The sequence below is a fragment of the Microbulbifer sp. TYP-18 genome (assembly GCF_040932045.1).
Lineage (GTDB): Bacteria > Pseudomonadota > Gammaproteobacteria > Pseudomonadales > Cellvibrionaceae > Microbulbifer.
In genome coordinates this window covers 291,755-310,625 of record NZ_JBFRBC010000002.1, presented here as the reverse complement: position 1 = coordinate 310,625, position 18,871 = coordinate 291,755, and the positions used below count along the sequence as shown (strand labels likewise).

Below are 18,871 nucleotides of genomic sequence, written 5' to 3'. Positions count from 1 at the left end.
GATAATCTCGATGTAAAAATTAATATGGCTGGGCACGACCCTCTAGCTGAAGAGGATTTTGCTGGAATCCTGCTCATAGACAATAGAGCTTCGAATGGGAGTGTGGAATCTTTCTTTCTGGATCACAACGAAGTAACTGAAATACTATTGAGAGATGCTTCAGTAGATATTGCGGCTGAGGTTAATTTTTCGAAGTTTAGGGTGCGCGGCAATCACAACGCGGTGGTCAAACTTCCAGGTGAAATTGAACAGGCAGAAGAGGATATAGTTATAGATGGCTATAAGCTCGTTGCCGTAGGGTCAAATAACCTGCAGGGTATGCTGGCACTGGTGAATAGAGCTGAATTAACTAGCGTGGTATACGGGGAAACCGACAAGCCATTGGAGATTCTGGCAGAAAATATATTCATATCGAATAACTCTATCGTAGATGTCAGTGCCAAAGGGAGATTTCCTTTGGGCGGAGGCTCATTTTTGTCGGGCGGTAGCTACGGAGGTCTGGGCGGCAGGGGCTCAGATGGGAACCCGGCTAGTCCCATATTTGGTAATTTTAAATCGCCGTTTGAATTTGGAGTCGGTGGCTACGGTGCTAACGCCAGCGATGAAGAGACGCGGGGTGGCGGTGCAGTCAAGCTGGTTGCGCGTCAAAAATTGGAAGCTTATGGGGGACTGAGAGCCAACGGTGAATCACTGAGCAATATCGGGGGCGGAAGTGGCGGCTCCATTTGGATTGAGGCCGGTGAACTTGTGGGAAGCAGTTCCTTACATATAGAAGCAAATGGTGGTTCCGCCTCCGGTGCCGCAACTGGAGGTGGGGGCCGGATTGCCATTTATTATGACTCGATTTCAGGCTTTAACCCCAGAAATGAAATATTTGCGCCAGCAGGCTCCGGCAGTTATGCGACGGCCCATGGTGGCCCCGGAACAATTTATTTGTTTGATCGATCTGCGGAGATAAATCCTGGCCGTCTACAGATTAATAATCGTGGTACCAGTCAAAGCTATGAGCCATATATGCTTTCCGGTGAGGTCAATATTCCACATTATTTTGATGATGTTCGGGTAGTCATCGAAGAAGCTGTGCACCTAGCTGCACCTATTTCTGGAAGCGACCATGGGCAGGTATTTATTGCGGTAAACGGTGAATTCACCACTAATGATGATAGCCTGACTGTTGATGGATTTACTCTGGAGTTATCGCAGGACTATAGTTTTGAAACGATTACCATACAGAACGCCGGAAAAATCACAACTGCAGTTGCTTCGGAAGATTTTTCTGCTGGCATAACTTTGAGTGCTACCGACTTCTATATAAGTTCCAATTCCTATATTGATGTAAGCAATAAGGGTCGTTTCCCGGATTCCGGTGAACACTGGAAGTCCGGCGGGAGCTATGGCGGTTTAGGAGGAGTTGACCCGGTTTCTGGTACGGTTTCCTCTACCTTTGGTAGCCTGGAAGCCCCTGCAGATTTTGGCGTGGGTGGTTATGGTGCAGATGAAACAATCCAGGGCAGCCGTGGGGGTGGTGCTATCAAGCTGGTGGCCAGTAATAGACTTGAAGTCTACGGTGATATTTTGGCCAATGGTCAAAGTGGGGTCTATCAGGTGGGCGCGGGCAGTGGCGGGTCTATTTGGATCGAAGCGAAGACATTAATCGGCAATAGTTATACCTTGATTGAATCCTCGGGCGGAAATGGATATCAGGCAGGAACCGGCGGTGGTGGCCGTATAGCGATCTACTACGAGTCTATTTCCGGTTTTAATACCAGACACTCTGTATTTTCCAGAGCCGGAAGAAATTACTCTTCCGCTACTGGGTATGGTGCCCCGGGAACAGTTTATCTGTATGACCGCACCTTGTCTGAAAATAATGCACGTATGCAAATTATCAATCAGGGAACTGGGGACGTTTACAATCCATATATATTGACGGGCGCTGTCGATATCCCTATTTATTTTGAAGATATACAGGTAACAATCGACCAAAATATTGATCTGTCTGCACCCCTAAACTTCAAAGATTCAAAGGTATTACTGAAAGATGGTGTGCACCTGGGAAGCCCTATTTCCGGTTCCGGATATGGCTCAGTATATATTACTGCAGAAGGTGATTTTACAGTAAAGGATGCTGAGCTGGTCGTAGACGGGTACACCCTGGAGATGCCGCAGGACTATAATTTCGACTCCATTAGAGTGCAGAACAGTGGCAAGATTACAACACCAGAAGCCTCTGATAGCTTTACATCCGGAATCACCTTAAGCACTACCAACTTTTATATCAGTTCCAATTCTTATATTGATGTGAATTCGAAAGGAAGGAAGCCGATAGAAGGAGAGCATTGGAAATCTGGAGGAAGTCACGGCGGCCCCGGAGGTATAGATCCCGCTTCCGGATCCACCAATTCGACCTTTGGTGACTACAAGCTTCCTGGCGAATTCGGCGTAGGGGGCTATGGCTCCGATATGTCCGTAGAAGGAACCCGTGGCGGTGGGGCGATCAAACTTATTGCTACTGAAAGATTTGAACTCTATGGTGATATTTATGCAAATGGTGAATATAAGGCCTATATAGGTGGTGGTAGTGGAGGTTCCATCTGGATTGAAGCTGGTGAACTAGTAGGAGGTAGCTATACCACAATTCAGGCCTATGGTGGAAACGGCTATTATTCGGCATCGGGTGGTGGTGGACGAATTGCGATTTATTATGATGTTCTCTCCGGCTTCGATCCAAAGACAAGTCCCAGAAGCTATATATACGCCAGGCCAGGCATTGGAGGCTCTGCAACTGCGCGAGGTGGCGCAGGTAGTATTTATCTTCATGACCGCTCCCAGGTTAGCAACCCTGGGCTGTTGCAAATTCTGAATGAATCCACATCCAGTGTATATACACCGTTTCTGATCGATGGATTGATAGATAGCCCGATACAGCTAGCATATATTTACGCGGAAATAGTCGATGGCGCGCATCTTGCAAACCCAATTTATGGCTATGGATTTAATAATACCTATATTAAGGCAGAGGGGGATTTCTCCGTTGCCAATGGCGAGCTTGTAGTTGATGGTTTTAGCTTAGAGCTGCCTCAGGATTACAACTTTGAAAATATCTCCATTCGCAATAGTGGAAAGATTACAACCCCGGCAGTATCGGAGAATTTTACTTCAGGTATTACTTTGAGCGCGACCGATTTTTATATCAGTTCCAACTCCTTCATTGATGTGAGTGCCAAGGGACTTGGCCCTCTCGATGGGCAGCACTGGAAATCCGGAGGCAGCTATGGTGGTTTGGGAGGGCGGGATCCACTGACAGGAAATTCTGATCCCATCTTTGGATCTATCGAGGCGCCAGTGGATTTTGGTCGGGGTGGCTACGGTATTGATGATACCGTTGAAGGGAGTCGTGGTGGTGGAGCGATTAAGCTGGTGGCCTCCAACCGATTTGAAGTTTATGGAGATATCCTAGCACATGGTCAGGGTCGCCCTTATCGCATTGGCGCGGGAAGCGGTGGTTCTATCTGGATTGAGGCTAAAGAGCTTATTGGTAACAGTAATACCCTAATAGAAGCCTCCGGCGGAAGAGGGTATCAGGCTGGTACTGGTGGTGGTGGGCGGATCGCCATTTATTATGATTCGCTATCGGGCTTTGCACCTCGAGATAAAGTATTAGCCATGGCAGGCTATAATTATTCAGCGGCAACTGCTTATGGTGGGCCAGGGACGGTTTATTTGTATGACCGATCCTTATCAGCTAATAATGGTAAGCTGCTGATAACCAACAGGGGGGTCTCCGGTAATTACGAGCCCTTTCGAATTACAGGGCAGATGATCACACCTCTGAATTTTTATAATACGAATGTAGAGATTGACGCTGGAGCACATTTAGGTGCTTCAATTTCCGGTTCTGGCTATGGCAATTCCTATGTAAAGGCAGTGGGCGACTTCACGGTTGCCAATAACGCTTTAGTTGTGGATGGTTTTACGTTAGAGCTGCCGCAAGATTACAGTTTTGAGACCATAAGGGTGGAAAACAGTGGCAAGATCGCAACTCCCCTGGCTTCCGATACATTTACCTCAGGTATTACCCTGAGCGCGACCGATTTTTATATCAGCTCCAATTCCTTCATTGATGTGAGTGCCAAGGGGCTTGGCCCCCTCGATGGGCAACACTGGAAATCCGGGGGCAGCTATGGCGGCTTGGGGGGACGGGATCCCCTGACAGGTACTTCTGATCCCACCTTTGGATCTATCGAGGCGCCAGTGGATTTTGGTCGGGGTGGTTACGGAATTGATGAAACCGTTGAAGGCAGTCGAGGTGGTGGGGCCATAAAATTGGCCGCTAGTAATCGTTTCGAAGTATATGGAAGTATACTTAGTGATGGTTCACAAGATTATTTGAAGGGAGGTGGTAGTGGTGGTTCAATTTGGATTGAGGCTAGAGAGTTTATAGGTGGAACAAACACAAAAATACGCGCTGAAGGGGGAGATGGGCACTCTTCTGCGACCGGGGGCGGGGGTAGGATCGCAGTCTACTTCGATATCATTTCGGGGATCGATACAGTCTCACAAATTTTAACCAGATCGGGCAGTCATTGGGGGACAGTAACGGCCTATGGAGGTCCTGGGTCTGTCTACCTCTATGATCGCTCTCTTGCTTCTAAGAATGAATTAATTCAAATCAAGAACCATAGCTCTTCAAGTTCATATGAGCCATATAGATTGAGTGGGCAAGTTGATAAGCCGTTATATTTTTTGAATGTTCGAGCGATAATTGAGACTGGAGCACATTTAGCTGCTTCAATTTCCGGTTCTGGCTATAGCAATACCTATGTAAAGGCATTGGGCGACTTCACGGTCGCCAACAACGCTTTATTTGTGGATGGTTTTACGTTAGAGCTACCGCAGGATTACAGTTTTGAGACCATAAGGGTGCAAAACAGCGGCAAGATCACAACTCCCCTGGCCTCCGATACATTCACCTCAGGTATTACTCTGAGCGCAACCGATTTTTATATCAGTTCCAATTCTTTTATTGATGTAAGTGCCAAGGGGCTTGGCCCCCTCGACGGGCAACACTGGAAATCCGGGGGCAGCTATGGCGGTTTGGGGGGGCGGGATCCCCTGACAGGTACTTCTGATCCTATCTTTGGGTCTATCGATGCGCCAGTGGATTTTGGTCGGGGTGGTTACGGGATTGATGAAACCGTTGAAGGGAGTCGTGGTGGTGGAGCGATTAAGCTGGTGGCCTCGAATCGATTTGAAGTTTATGGAGATATCTTAGCGCATGGTCAAGATCGCCCTTATCGCATTGGCGCGGGCAGTGGTGGTTCCATTTGGATTGAGACCAAAGAGCTTATTGGCAACAGTAATACCCTGATAGAAGCCTCCGGCGGAAAGGGGTATCAGGCTGCTGCCGGTGGCGGTGGCCGTATAGCAATCTACTATGAATCCTTAACTGGGTTTAATCCTCAGCATGAAATTTTTTCCCGCTCCGGAAGTAATTATTCCTCTGTAACGGCCTATGGTGGTGCGGGAACCGTCTATCTTTATGATAAATCATTGCCGGCAAATAACGCCCATATCCAAGTTATCAATCGAAGTAACAGTAGTCTGTATGAACCCTATATTATTTCCGGAAACCTTGATATTCCGTTGTACCTTGAAGATGTAAGGCTGACTATCGAGGCGGGTGCTCAACTTAATGCGGCTATAAGGGGTGAAACTTATTCCTCTGTATATGTTAAGGCTGAAGGGGATTTTACTGCCGCCGACGATGCTCTAATTGTGGATGGTTTTACACTGGAACTACCCCAGGACTACAGTTTTGAGAACATAAGGGTGCAAAACAGTGGCAAAATTACCACACCCGTGGCTTCCGATACCTTTACTTCTGGCGTTACTCTGAGTGCGTCCGATTTTTATATTAGTCCTAATTCCTATGTTGATGTCAGCGGTAAGGGATTCCCGCCAAGTGAAGAGGTTGGCTATTTATCCGGTGGTAGTTATGGAGGTCTGGGCGGCCTGGTAGATGGTAACGAGACCAATCCAATCTACGGCAGCGCCGTCGCGCCAAGCGATTTCGGCACCGGTGGTCGCTATAGGGACGATAGCCAGTCGGGTTCTCGTGGTGGCGGTGCAATAAAAATAGTGGCGGAAAGGCTACAGCACTATGGCTATATCTATTCGTCGGGAGCTGGCAACTATAGCTATCGGGGTGGAGGCAGCGGAGGTTCGATTTGGTTAGACATCGGCGAGTTGATTATTGGCAGCTATGGGTATATTCATGCCGATGGTGGTTATGGACGCTATGCGGGGCCCGGTGGAGGCGGTCGCATAGCGGTATATTATGAATCCTTGGATGGAAATATTTCATCGAAAACGCGGGCTAATAGCGGTGGACGGAGTGGTTCCGCCGTTGCGGGTGAGCCAGGTACAGTTCACGTTGCACAAAAAACTGCCGCTTTAAGGGTTCGTTCGGTCACCCCGGATGGTAACCATGGGGAGCTTATTTCCGGTGTCATTGTGCAGTTCAATGTGGGCGTAAGCACTGATTCTTTGGATATAAACGATTTCCAATTATTGGATGAAGAGAACGGGCCGGTTGCAGTCATTGCCGTTACGTCTATTGATGATATTCGCTATCAAGTTGACTTTGAGAAAATCTTGCCCGAGGGCTCATACATATTGTCTATTGGGCCGGATATTTTTGGCGCCAATGGACTGGGCATGGACCAAGATGAGGATGGGATCGAGCAGGAAGTCGAAGACGATCGCTTTGTAACCACAATTATTCTTGATGTCACCCCTCCCCAGTCTCTCACACTGAACCAGCCGCTTGCCCCGGCAGTGATCAGTTCCAATAGTAGATGGGTGACCCTGTCTGGGAATAGGGAAGACAACACTTCAATTGTTGTAAATGGCAGTGAGATTGTTGCCGCGGGTTCGGGAAGCTGGTCTGGGAACTACTATGTATCCGAGGGGCAATCCACAGTAGAAGTCGTTGCCCGGGACCTCAGTGGAAACCTGTCTGACCCGGTACTGCTGATTTTTAATATAGACAGTAAGGCACCGAGCATATCCGCTGCCAACCCTACCGGCAGTATTAATATTGCGCCTCCTTTTGTAACCCTGGTGGTCACGGAAGAAGGTAGCGGTGTTGATCTGGAGAATAGCCAACTGATAGTTAAGCGCAACAGCGTCCCCCTATCCGGTACGATTGCATTGTTCGAGGGCCAGGTACAGTTCACCCCCGAAGCACCATTCCTGGATGGTAATTATGAAATCGTTGCGCAGATCGCAGATACGTTGGGTAATCTTTCCTCAAAACGCACTTACACCTTTACCCTGGATTACACGCCGCCAGCTGCACCGGTTTTAAACCCTTACCCACAGGTTACCACGGTTAACGCCCAGGTCTTCGGCGGTACCAAGGAAGCCGGCGGTGCGGTATTGGTGAATGGCAGCCTGGCGGTATTGAATTCATCCGATACCGATTGGAGTATCCAGGTGGCGTTGCTGCAGGGGGATAACACTATTTCATTCACCGTGCGTGATGCGGCGGGAAATGTGAGTGATGCCGCGGTAGCACAGATTCACTATGACAATACGCCACCAGGTGTCGTAGATCTGTCCATCAACCCCAATGGTAGTGGCACTGAGTTGATTCTGGACTGGAGTAGCTATAGCGAGTTCGACAATGGCAATGATATTGCGGAGTATCGCATCTATCAGAGTGCCACCGGTTTTTCCGATATCGCCGGCAAGGCTCCCGTGGCAGTTGTGCCTCAGGGAAGCAAGCAGTATCGATTGGAAGGGTTGCCCCGCGGTGCATTGATGCACTTTGCGGTGGTGGCCTACGATTCCCAGGGATTATTTAATCCCTCAGTCAATTCCACAGCGGCGACGCCGGTGGATACCGAAGCACCGGACGAAGTAAGCAACCTGGTGGTGACTTCCGGAGCGGATAATCTGGTATTGCGCTGGAGTCCATCTGCAGATTCTGCCGATGATCTGGCGGGCTACCGGGTAGTCTTTACGCAGGATCCAGCGGGCCGGGTGGATGATATTCCTTTGACATCCCTGGCCGACCCCCGGGCGATGGTAGAGTATCAAGTAACGGATTTGAGTCCAGCCACCGCCTACCCGTTACGGGTTTCTGCTTACGATAATGACGGCAATACCTCCAATGGCATTGCGGATTCCGGAACCACTCTTCTGTCAAATCCTACCTCTGTAATTGCGGAGGCCGGAAGCAGCCGTATTGATATTCGCTGGTCCAGCGTTGTTCCTTATGCGCTGCTTAAAAATTATGCGGTCTATGTCCAGGAAAGTAATTTCAGCAGTATTACCGGTCTGCAATATAAGTCGCTGCGCAGTAAGGGGAATGAGTCGGATGCCGAGCACAACTGGTCCCTGGCGGGCCTGGAAAACGACAGGACATATTATGTCGCTGTGGTATCAGTCAACAATTCCGGGGGCTCTGAACAGCTAGTGACACCGGTGGCGGTAACCCCGGTGGCGGATTCCGAAGGCCCGCAAATTACCGCAGCGCAATACCGGCAGGACAGCCAATTGCTGGATCTCAGTATTGTCCCCGAATTGTCTCAGGATGGTGATTTCAATATCACTGCAACTGATGATTCCGGCGTTGCCCGTGTGGAATTTTATCTGGACGGCCAGTTACTGGGTACTAAATACGCTCCCAGGGGGGATGCCTTTGCCCATGATATTGCCCTGCTGGGTGTTGCCGATGGGGATCACACCCTGACGGTGAAAGTCTACGATGTCTGGGAAAACGTGACCATCGCGCAATACTCCTTTAGCGTGGCCCTGGCCTCGCCTCTTGCACCGCAAATTACCAGTCCGGTGGAGGGGTGGCTGACCAATAAGGCACTGGTCACCATTGCCGGCACGGCGGAAAAACAAACCCGGGTCCAGGTTTACCGCAACGGTGCGCCTGTAGCCAATCCGGATGCCGTGGACAGCTATGGCAGGTTCCAGGTGGAAATCTCCCTGGAAGAGGGGGACAACCAGATTACAGCGGCGGCGGAATACCCCGGCCGCAGTGGCTTCGGCGCCCAGAGTGCGGTGCGCAGCATCAGCCTGAATACCGCCATTCCCGATGCGCCCGCAAATGTCGCCGTGATCGAACGGGAGCTGGGGCAGATTTCCCTGTCCTGGGATGCGGTCACCAGCGATGACAGCGACAACCAGATCGCCGGCTATAACGTCTACCGCGCCGGTGCCCTATTCAGTTCGGTAGTGGAGGCACAGCGGATCAACGGGCAACTGTTGACGGAACTGAAATACAACGACCTGCCCGCGGACGACGGCCACTACTTCTACGGGGTAACGGCGGTGAATAGGGCCGCTACCGAAGGCAGCCTGTCCAGGCTGGTGGAAGCCGAAGCGGACAGCGAGGGGCCCCGTGCCCTGCAGGTGAGTTATCAGTCTGACGGTGTCGTGGACAGCACCACGGGCCGCCACGGGCCGGGCAGGGTAGAAGTGGCGGTGCAGTTTGATGAGCCATTGCGCAACAAACCCTATTTCGCCATGGCACCGGAGGGCGGCGTGCCTGTCGCGGTGGAACTCACTAAGGACTACAGTGATGACACCCTCTATACCGGCAGTTTTGTGATTGAGCCGGGTACACTCTCCGGCACAGCCTATGCGGTGATGTCAGCCCATGACCAGGTCGGCAACCGCGGCACGATTGTGGAACAGGGCACCAGCCTGTTGATCGATGCCCGGGGGCCGGAGGTGATCGCGCTTACGCTAAATCCCGGCGCGCCACTAAAAGTGCACGAGCAGGACGGTCTGCTTGTGGAGGTGGTGCTGCAGTTGAGTGATGAGGTAAAACCCGGCGACATGCCCAGATTGGTGCCACTGGTGGGTAACGCTACAGTGAGCGGCCTGGAGGACGGCATAGTACTTAGCCGGGATTCCCAGTCCACCCAGGGCCAGCCTTTATGGGTGGGCAGCTTTACCCTGCCAACTGCCGCCGGACAGGATGAAAGCGGCAACCCCACCGTGGAAAACCTACGTTTTGATTTCCAGGCGCTGGATGACCTGGAGAATCTGGGCGATAAAATCCGCGTGGCGAATAGTTTCCAGGTGTACCAGGGCGATCTGCCGCCCCTGGCAATTCCCCGAAACCTGCGCGCCACTGCACAGCCCGGCGCCGAAGTGACGCTGCAGTGGGAGGCAGTGGAGGACGCCCGCTATGTGGTTTACCGCAGGGCGGAAAACGATGGGGAATTTACTGAAATTCTGCGCCTGTCTGAGACCAGTGCCCAGGATAACCTGCCCAGCGATGGCGATTACTATTACGGTATTGCCAGCGAGCGCCGCAGCAACGACCAGATTGCAGTCAGTGCCATGAGCGCGCCGGTCAAAGTGGGCGCCGACAGCATAGCGCCGGCCAAACCCACCGAACTGGCGCTGGAATTAAATGGGGCCGGCATCGTCGCCACCTGGCAGGCACCCAGTGCCGATGCCCAGGGTAATCCCGAGATGGTGGACGGGCTCAGTTACAACCTCTACCGCCTGGATCTGGCGCAAGGGGAAAATGCAACTGCGGAAACCCTGCAGGGAATTGTGCCGCTGCAAACCGGCATCCCGGACACCATTGCCCTGGATGCCAAGCCCAGCGAAAACGCGCACGCCTACGTAGTTACCGCGCTGGATGAAGCCGGTAATGAGTCCCTGCCCAGCGTCACCGCCTACCTCAATTTCGGCCTGCTGCCGGTGTCCGACCTGAGTATCCAGGTGGATAGCAGCGGCAGCCCGCGACTGCAGTGGAACCACAGTGGCACCGCCATCGCAGGTTACCGGGTCTATGTGGGGGAAGACGGCAGCCTGCAGGAAATTACCAGTGCCGTGATTCCCCACAGCGGCAATCCCACGACTTTTGTGGATAGTGACTACAGTGCTGCCGGGCAGGGGGTAAACACCGAGCGCCGCTACACCGTCGTTGCGGAAGACAGCCAGGGGGCTGCCAGTATCGGCCACAGCCTGTTGCTGCCGGCACTGTCAGTGGAAGTGGTGGATGCACCGGAGGGTGAGGCTGCCATTAGCCGCGGCGTGATGAATGAAGTGCGTTTCCGCATGCAGAATCGTGGCAGTAGTGATGTCAGTGGGGTCAAACTGTTTGCCACTGTCAGTGACAATGGCACTGACCGCCAGCACCAGTCGATACCCTTCAGTGTTGCCGCCGGCGACCTGGTGGAAGTCCCGATCATTATCGGTGGCTATAAAAAGCTGGACATCTTGAGTGATATCCAGCTGCGCCTGGAGCAGTCCCCCCTGCCTGGTGAGGCGATATTTATTCATACCGAAGATCAGGCACTGGTGGGTGATGCCGCGCTGCGCCTGGAGCTGGAAACAGACGCCCTCTATCGCGGGGGCGTCGGCAGAGTGCGCTTCACCATGGAAAACACTTCCACGGTGGAAACCGAAGTACTGGTAGCGCGCAGCAATGGCAGCGCCGCCTCCGACGAAGTGCGGGTGCGCATTGAGGACGTGGATGGCAACCTGCTCGCCCTGCAGCCGGTGCAGCAGTTTACCGGCGACGTGATTACTGTGGCCAGTGGAGAAACAGTCGCCCGGTTGCAACCCGGCCAGACCTTCGTGTCCGACTGGGTTGAGGTGCCGGTGCCCGCCGCCGCCCCGGATGATGTGACGGTTGCGCTGGAAATCGATCATTTCCGTTACCATACCGGCAAAGCTACCCAGGTGGTGATCGAGGGCAATGGCACCCGCACCCAGGCCTCCCTGCAGGAAACTGCCTACCTGGGTGAGCTGGAAAGTGTAACCCCGGCACAGGTATACAATTCCGGGGACGCAGTCACCATCACCGGGCGTGCGGTGGATCGTCAAAGCGCCGCTCCTATGGGCAATGTCCCCCTCTCGCTGGTCATGGAACTGCGCGGTTTCGAGCGCAATGCCTCGGTCATTACCGATGGCTCCGGCAACTTCTCCTACAGCTTTGACCCGCAGGGGCAGAGCGGTAACTGGCGGGTTTCCGTGATCCACCCGGACAGCCTCGGCCGCCCGGCCCAGGGCGGGTTCGCCGTGCTGACTTCCTCGGTAACGCCCCGGCAACTGGATGTGAATATTCCGCGCAACTACACCCAGAAAATGCCGATCACCATTACCGCCGGCCACGGCACAGAGCTGACGGATGTGCGCCTGGTATCGGTGGCCGCGCCCGATGAGGAGCAGTTGCAGATTCCCGGTGGATTGCACCTGGATCTCGGTTCCACGATCGCACTTGCCGAACAGGAGAAAGGGGTGATCAACCTCTCCCTGTCCGGCGACAACCTGGCGCCGGAACAGGGCTATCTCTACTTCCAGGTGCTGGCTTCGGTCAACGGGGTCGAGCTGGTACTGGAAAAACTCTCGCTGGAATACCGCCTGTCGGAAAGCCGCCCGGCGATTCAGTCCACGCCGTCCTTTCTGGATACGGGCGTCGCCCTCAACGGTACCACCACAGAAACCCTGAGGGTAAAAAACACCGGCTTCGATGCGCTGCGCAACACCACCCTCACCCTGGTGGACAGCGAGCAAAATCCCGCACCCGCCTGGGTACGTATTGATGGCACCGCCACTTTGGGGGAATTGGCCATTGGCGACAGCCGCGATGTCAATATCAGTTTCAGCCCGGATAACACTGTGCAGCAGGGGAATTATGAGTTTCACCTGTTGGTGCAGGGGGACGGTGGCCACAGTTTTGCCCTGCCGCTGTTTGTGGCAGTAGTGACCTCGGAGGTCGGCAATGCCTTCTTCCATATCAGCGATATCTACACCGCCACCCTGGATGAAGACAATAAGCTGATTCCGGGGCTGGCCGGCGCCAGAGTCGAACTGCAAAACGAACAGGTTCTGTCGGAAACCCGCACCATCGACAGCGATGCCAATGGCGAAGCCTTCCTGCAGGACCTGCCGGCGGGTCGCTATGCCTACCGTGTCACCGCCTTCGATCATGAAAGCGTCTCGGGCCGCCTGTGGGTGAAACCCGGGGCCACGATTGCGGAGGATGTATTCCTGATGAACCAGATAGTCAGCGTGGAATGGCAGGTGAATGAAATCAACCTGGAGGATCGCTACGAAATCAAACTGGAAGCCACCTTCGAAACCCAGGTCCCGGTCGCCGTGGTGATGCTGGATCCCATCAGCGTCACCCTGCCGGATATGCGCAAGGGCGATGTGTTTACCGGGGAACTGAGCCTGACCAACTATGGCCTGATCCGCGCGGAAGAGGTCAGCGGCCGACTGCCCACCGGCAATGATGTAGTTTCTTTCGAGTTTCTCGCCCAGGTGCCGCAAACCCTGGAGGCCGGGGAGGTGGTGTATATCCCCTACCGCATCACCGCCCTGCGCGACTTCAATCCCAATGAGGAGGGTGAGGCCAGCGGTGCCGGCTGCGGTACCTATAACTACCAGTACCAGGTGGGCTACCAGAGCCAGTGTGCCAATGGGCAAATTGTACCCGGTGGCACCTCCACCTACTGGGCCACCGCCTCGCGCGGTTCCTGTGGCGGCGGTAGTGGCGGCGGTGGCGGTGGCGGCGGCTACTACTATGGTGGCGGTGGTGGCGGTGGCACCAGCTATGGTGGCGGCTACTCGCCCATCAGTGATGACGACACTCTGCGCTGTGCGCCGGACCCGGCCTGTGACGGCCCCTGTAACAAGGACAACAGCAGTCCCCAATAACCCGTGCGCGGTGCATCCTCATTCATTGCGGGAGCATCGCCCTTAAAAAACAAAACAAAACAAAACAGAACAGAACAGAACAGAACTTGTTGGTGGATGTGGAGCATTCGCCCTTAGTAAAGACCAGGAAACTACCATGCAATTTTTTACCGGGGCATCCGCACAGGCATTAGCGGCAGGCTTGAAGGGCAAGGGCGGCGCAATACCAATCCCCCCGGCTCTGGCAGCGACACTTTGCCTCTGCATCTTACTGGGCACTCCCCAGGCTGTGGCCAGGCCGGGAATCAACAGCGATGGCGCCGCACCGAGGGCGGTGAATTCCGCCAATCGGGAAGACATGGAGGATATGCGGGTAAAAGTGCTCGGTGGCGATGTGCGCATGACCCGCCGCTGGACCCGCAGTGGTTGGGAGTGGAACAGCCGCTGGAACCCGATTCTTACCTACAGCGAATACAAATCCCAGCTGGATGCCCGGCAACAGGCCGATTTGAATACCGCCGAAAGCGAGGCCCGCATAGCTGCCCTGCGGCACTTCGGCAAAGGCGCCTTCAGGTCCGGTGGTGGCGGAGGTGGGCGCTTTGGCCTGGCCGCCCGGCAGAGTGTTCCTACAGAAAGCTGCAAGCTGCCCTATGAGCACTACCTGTTTCGCAATGGTCAGTCCTATCGCCCGGAAGAGTTTCTCGCTGGTTTTGGCTGTCCCACACCCGTTGGCGATGAGTATCACGCGCAGCTGCTGTTTACCATTACCAAACAGGATAACAACTACACCTGGCGGGACAGAAGGGGCAACCTGACTTTTTATGAAGCGGGCAGCCTGGCTCATTACGAGGACAGAAATGGTGTTCGCGTCTCACTGGAATATGAGGGCGGACGGGTTAAGTCCGTTAAAGACCATCACGGCAATACCGTAATTAGCTACCACTGGCGCGAATTACAGGATCAGGTGGATGGGGAAACCGCCTCCACCTATGTGCTGGAAAAACTGGAAGACTACACCGGCCGCACAGTGACCTATCACTACGGCGAAGACAGTGCGGACAGCCTCAACTACCGCCAGTTGGTTGCTGTAACCGATGTGCGCGGCCATAACTGGACCTACCAGTACCGCACCCTTTCGGATGGTGAACGCACCCTGAAAAGCCTGACCGATCCCAATGGCCGTATTATTACTTACTCCACCAATGCCGATGGCGATATCAGTGGCTATGAAAATGCCGACGGAGCCGGTATCAGTTATAGCCACAGTTACGACCGCCAGGCGGAAATCTATACATTTACCAGGCGCGACAAATCCGGCGTAATTACCGAAACCTGGCATGATGCAGCCGGCATGCCCATCAAACAGTCCATTGGCGGCGAACTGCAATATACGATTGAATATCAGTATTCGGGCAATAATACCGCCGCGTCCCTGGCCGACCGTTATAGTTTCACAGGCGCAGCTCGCAGTGGTGGTGGGAGTGGCTCCTTCAGTGCCAATAATGACCCGGTGAGGTTGGTCAGCAGTATCACCACCGACGCCCGTGGTCTGCAAACCAAGCGCTATTACGATACCTTTCGCAATGTCACCCGCACCGAATATGCCGATGGCAGCGATACCACGACAGAGTGGAATACCAGGCTGACCCTGCCCCTGCGCGAAAAAGATCACCGGGGTGTGATTACCGAATACGAATACGATGAGCGCGGCAATCTATTGACATTGACCGAAGCCGTGGGCACCTCAGAACAGCGAATCACCCGTTATACCTACGACCAGTACGGACAGGTACTCAGCCAGATCACCGGTGAATCCACCGCTGGCAATACCGCCCTGGCTACTACCACTTGGGAATACGACGCCCACGGAAACGTCACCAGGATGGTCAGCCCCGAGCAGGAAGTAACCGAATACAGAGACTACGACGCAAATGGCGATGCCCATACCCTGGTGGACGCGCGCCTGAAAACCTGGGCCAGCGACTTCGATGCGGTGGGCAACCAGTTGTCGGGATTAAATCCCTACGGTCAGGGCTACCGTTACCAATACGATGCCGCCGGGGACCTGGTTAAAGTCACCGATGCCAGCGGCAGCAGCCTGCATATCGTCAATAATGCCGCCGGCCTGCCGCGCAGTGTGACCGACGACAATGGCAATCAACTGGCTCTGGCGTATGACAAGGGCAATCGACTGGTCACTGTCACCGATGCCGAGGGAGCGAGCATCGGGTTGGAATACGACGGCCAGAACCGCTTGCAGGCCCTGGTGGATGGCGAGCAGAACCGCACCCAGTACACCTACCAGCAGAATCTACTTTCTAAAATCCAGTACCCCACCTACGCCGAAGGGCTGGGCTACGACAAGCGCAATCGTATCGAGCAGAGCAAGCAGAACGCCAACAATCTGGAGTACCTGCGCACCTATGGTTATGACCTGGGGCAAAACCTGACCAGCGACACCGATGCCCTGGCGAACACCGAACAATACCAGTACGACGCGCTGAACAGGCTGGTGGCGATTATCGATCCGGTCAATGGCGAGGAAAAGAAAACCCGGTTTAGCTACGATGCCCGCGACAACCTGCTGCAGGTGGAAGACCCGGAAGGGCGCTTGACGGTTTACACCTACGACAAAGCCGACCGCCTGAAAACGGAAACCAAGCACGACTTTATCGGTACCAACAAGCAGCGTGTCTATCACTACGATGCCAATGGCAACCAGGTTGAGGTCATCAACCCCCAGCAGGAAAAGCGCGGCTACACCTATGACGATGCCAACCGCCTGCGCAAACTGGCTGTCTTTGCGCACAAAGATAACGCGCAACCGGTCAAGGTGGTGGATTACCACTACAACACCAAGGCCCAGTACACCGGTTATACCCAGCAGCCCGGTGCCGATACTGCCAATGCGACCGCGGATATTGTTCATCACGGGGAAGCCTATACCTACGATGCACTCAATCGTCTCGAATCCGTGCGGGTGGATTATTACGGAGAAGGTGCGCAGGCTGCGGAAATTACGTTCTCCAAAGGTTACAGCTACAGCTACTACGGCAATGGCCTGAAGAAGACCTATTCCAATCCGGAAGGTATTACCTATACCTACTACTACAACAAGAACAACCAGCTGGCGGCAGTGCATGTGCCCGGGGAGGGGCAGCTGGCGTGGACCAATTTCAACTGGCTGACTCCGCAGACCTTGTTGTTGTCCGGTGGTAATAAGATCACTTTGACCTATGACGACTTCCTGCGGGTGAAAGAGCGGATTCTGGAAGACTCTGCCGGTAACGATAAGGCCACTGCGGTGTACGAGTATGACCTAGAGAGCAATATCAAGAGTATCAACACCGAGCATGGGGCTTATGCGTTTGATTATGACGATTTGTACCGACTTACTGAGGCAGATTACCCGCTAGACAATGCGGCAAACGATGAGCAGTTTGGGTATGACGGGGTGGGCAACCGAACCGATTATGCGGCCGGTGAGGTTGCGGGGACGGAATTTATTCCGTCCTCCTCTGAGGTGTTGGAATACAACGATCACAACCAACTGACGGGAATCACCGGGGAGGATCCGGCAAGCTTCCAGTACAACGACAATGGTCACACCACGCAGAAGGTGCAGGGTGGGGTTACCTGGGATTATCGCTACAACCATGAAGAGCGTTTGATTGCTGTCGATAAGAATACCCAGACGGTAGGGGAGTATCAGTACAACCCTTACGGCCAGCGGATTCGCAAGCAGACCGATAGTGCAACTTACTTCCTCTATACCGAAGAGGGGATGGCTGCGGAATATGATGCGGGTGGGAATCTAGTTAAGGAGTACCACTTCAAGCCGGGTATGCCGTGGATGACTGAGCCCCTGTTCCAGCGGGTGGCTTCCGGGGAGGTTTATTACTACCAGAATGATCATTTGGGTACGCCGCAGCGGATGGTGGATAAGTCTGGGGCTGTGGTTTGGGAGGCGAGGTATGAGGCTTTTGGTAAGGCTGAGGTGCTGGTTGAGGTTATTGGGAATGAATTGAGGTTTCCGGGGCAGTATTTTGATGGGGAGTCAGGACTAAATCAGAATTATTTTCGTGATTATGACGTTATTTGGGGGAGGTACCTTCAAGAAGATCCCATTGGCCTAAATGGTGGACTCAATTTTTATGCATATGGGATGGCCAATCCAAGAAAGTATATTGATCCAACAGGTGAAATTGGTCTGCCGGGAGCAATTATAGGTGTTGCAGTCGGTTGGCTAACAAGTGCGTTGATGGGATGTGATTATAGCTGGGAAGATGCTGTGACAGATGCTGCGTTAGGTTTCGTGGGTGGAATAGGTGCATCAGCAGCAAGAGGTGCCGCTACGAAGGCATTCGGCCATTCTTTAAAAGGAAAGAAGTGGTCAAAAGCAAGTAAGAAGTGGGGTGACGTTTCACCCAGGTATAGGAAGTATCAAGAGCGACATGGAAATGCACCTGATGGGCCCTGGGAAGCTCATCATTGGAAATTTCCCCGTGGTGGTGAAAAAGGGCCTACGTGGAAAAATCATCCAGCGAACTTGCATCCTATGCCCAAAGATAAGCATCGGAGGATGCATGGATCATACAATGGGATGCGTGAGTACACGCCGATAGAGAAAATGTGGCATGGATCACCAAATTGGTATAAGCAGGGGCAAGTTGCTGGCGGTGCTGCAGGCGGTTTGGCAGGAGGAGTTTGCGGGTGCTGACAAAAAATCTATCTTTTCCTGTTCTCTTGTTCTCCCGTAATTTTTTACAGGGAGCTATTTATTCAGAGAGGCAACTTTGTTTGAGGACCGTCGGTAGTTATGAGGTGGGAACGTATGAGGGGGCTGAAATTCTGGATTCTAATGGAGCTCTTTATAAGGTGAATCGGGTAATCTCGACTAAGAATTTTTTCTCCACGTGTGACAATTTTTTAGTTGATATACAAACACTGTTTAGTCGCCCGTCTTCAGAAAGAGTGATTTGGGTATTGTTCGATATCCAGTTTGTTGCTGATTTAGACTTTAATGCCTCCAAGCGGAAGGTCTCAAAGTTTGTCGAGGAAAATGGATTGTTTGATCGAAACTTGGAGGTTGATGATTCTATCGCCCGGCGGTTAGATAAGTTCAAATCTGTTAAGGATCTTTGCGGCAATCTTCGCGGGTATTCAAAAGAATAAGAATAAAGGG

Annotated in this window: 3 protein-coding genes; all 3 read left to right on the top strand. The window is 53.2% G+C overall.

Features of this window, described 5'->3' with window-relative positions:
• Window positions 1-4,833 precede the first annotated feature (4,833 nt).
• On the top strand, window positions 4,834-13,707 hold the full coding sequence (locus tag ABVT36_RS03440) for a fibronectin type III domain-containing protein (protein ID WP_368455274.1): 8,874 nt from the start codon (window positions 4,834-4,836) through the stop codon (window positions 13,705-13,707).
• A gap of 136 nt (window positions 13,708-13,843) precedes the next feature.
• Window positions 13,844-18,406, top strand: a complete 4,563-nt coding sequence (locus ABVT36_RS03435; protein ID WP_368455273.1) for an RHS repeat-associated core domain-containing protein — start codon at window positions 13,844-13,846, stop codon at window positions 18,404-18,406.
• On the top strand, window positions 18,400-18,861 hold the full coding sequence (locus ABVT36_RS03430) for a hypothetical protein (RefSeq protein ID WP_368455271.1): 462 nt from the start codon (window positions 18,400-18,402) through the stop codon (window positions 18,859-18,861). The genes ABVT36_RS03435 and ABVT36_RS03430 overlap by 7 nt, the downstream gene beginning before the upstream one ends.
• The last annotated feature ends 10 nt before the right edge of the window (window positions 18,862-18,871 follow it).

Coding starts and splice junctions, on each gene's coding strand:
- ABVT36_RS03435 (WP_368455273.1), top strand. CDS start 13,844: ATGCAATTTTTTACCGGGGCATCCGCACAGGCATTAGCGGCAGGCTTG.